General features: G+C 69.4%; 2 protein-coding genes and 1 pseudogene. 2 read left to right on the forward strand and 1 reads right to left on the reverse strand.

The features are described from left to right. The coding region (locus LQV45_RS31545; RefSeq protein WP_230011340.1) for a phosphatidate cytidylyltransferase at positions 1 to 310 on the forward strand (310 nt) is incomplete at its 5' end. A 31-nt stretch (positions 311 to 341) separates the two neighbouring features. Further along, complete coding sequence (locus LQV45_RS31550; RefSeq protein WP_051082302.1) at positions 342 to 968, forward strand: DivIVA domain-containing protein; 627 nt, start codon at positions 342 to 344, stop codon at positions 966 to 968. Between the two features lie 28 nt (positions 969 to 996). Here the strand turns inward: LQV45_RS31550 and LQV45_RS31555 are convergent. Next, positions 997 to 1,534 (reverse strand): annotated as a pseudogene (locus tag LQV45_RS31555) (cation acetate symporter); the annotation flags it as partial.

Raw genomic sequence — 1,534 nt, forward strand, 5'->3', positions numbered from 1 at the left:
CCCCAAGATCAGCCCCAAGAAGACCTGGGAAGGCTTCGCCGGCTCGATCGCCGGGGCTGTCGTCGTGGGCGTGCTCGCCATGATATTCGTGCTGGGCGAACCGTGGTGGTTCGGCGTCGTGCTCGCCGTGGGCATGGTGGCAGCCGCCACCGCCGGCGACCTCGCCGAATCCATGGTCAAGCGCGAGCTCGGCATCAAGGACATGAGCAGCATCCTCCCCGTACACGGCGGCGTCATGGACCGGCTGGACTCGATTGTCTTCGCCTCGCCGGTGGCGTTCATCCTGTTCTCGGCCCTCACCGCCGCCTAGAAGCACCGGACCAGCACTTCCGGCGCCTAGAATGGTGCCGAGCAAACCAGCCGAACGGCATCAAAGGAACAAAGTAACAGTGGACATTCAACGGCAGATTCCTGCGTCTTTTGACCGCGTGCAGCGGAACCAGTATGGCTACAACGCCAGGCAGGTCGACGATTTCCTGCAGCGCGCACGGGTGTCATTCGAAGCTCCGTCCTCGGCCTCCCGCGCCATCAAGAGCTCGGACGTCCGCGCCGTGTCCTTCGATCCCGTGAAGGGCGGCTACGCCGCCGCCGGCGTGGACGCCGCGCTGGACCGGCTCGAAGACGCCCTCGCCCGGCGCGAGCGCGATGAGCTCGTTGCCGAACGCGGCGAAGATGCCTGGCTGCGCGAAATCGGCCGGCTCGCGGGCGTCCTGCGCGGCCGCCTGCACCGGCCGGACGGCCAACGCTTCCGGCGCCCGTCCAAGCCCAAGGCCCGCAGCTACAACACCACTGACGTCGACGACCTCTGCCACGAGCTGATCGGCTACCTCGAGGAGGACCAGCCGCTGAGCGTGGACAACGTCCGGCGCGCCGTGTTCCGTCCCGCCGTGGGCCGGGAGGGCTACGAGGAAAGCCAGGTCGACGCATTCCTGGAGCGCGCCGTCGAGCTCATGGCGGCCATCGACTAGTCACGCCCCGCCCGGAGCCCCGCCAGGGTCACCGTTCCGTCGCGAGCGGCCGTTCCGGGGTGTGCAGCCGGGTCATCAGCCGTGTCATTGTCCGCGGCACCCGGCCCCGCGTGGCCCGCGACACCAGGATCGTGACGGCGAACGCGGCCGGTACCGTCCACGCGGCCGGTTGCGCCAGCCACGACGGCGTCTCTGCCGCCCCCAGCACCGAACCGGCCACCATCGCGCTGCCGCAGAGCACGCCGCCGGTCGCCATGCCCGCGATTGCCCCGGCGTCCGTCAGTCCCCGCCACCAAATGCCCAGCAGCAGGACAGGGCAGATCGTGGACGCGGTAAAGGCAAACACGAGCCCCACGCTGCCGGCCAGTGCCAGCGACTCGGTCATCGACGCGATTCCCAGAGGCACCAGCGCCGAGATCAGCGCTGCCAGCCGGAAGCCCCGCACGCTGCCGCCGAACACGTCCTGGCTGATAACGCCGGCCAGAGAGACCACCAGGCCCGACGTCGTCGACAGGAACGCCCCAAACGCCCCCGCCACCACCAGCGCAGAGAGCAGGTCGCCGGCC

The sequence above is a fragment of the Microbacterium sp. Bi128 genome (assembly GCF_918698205.1).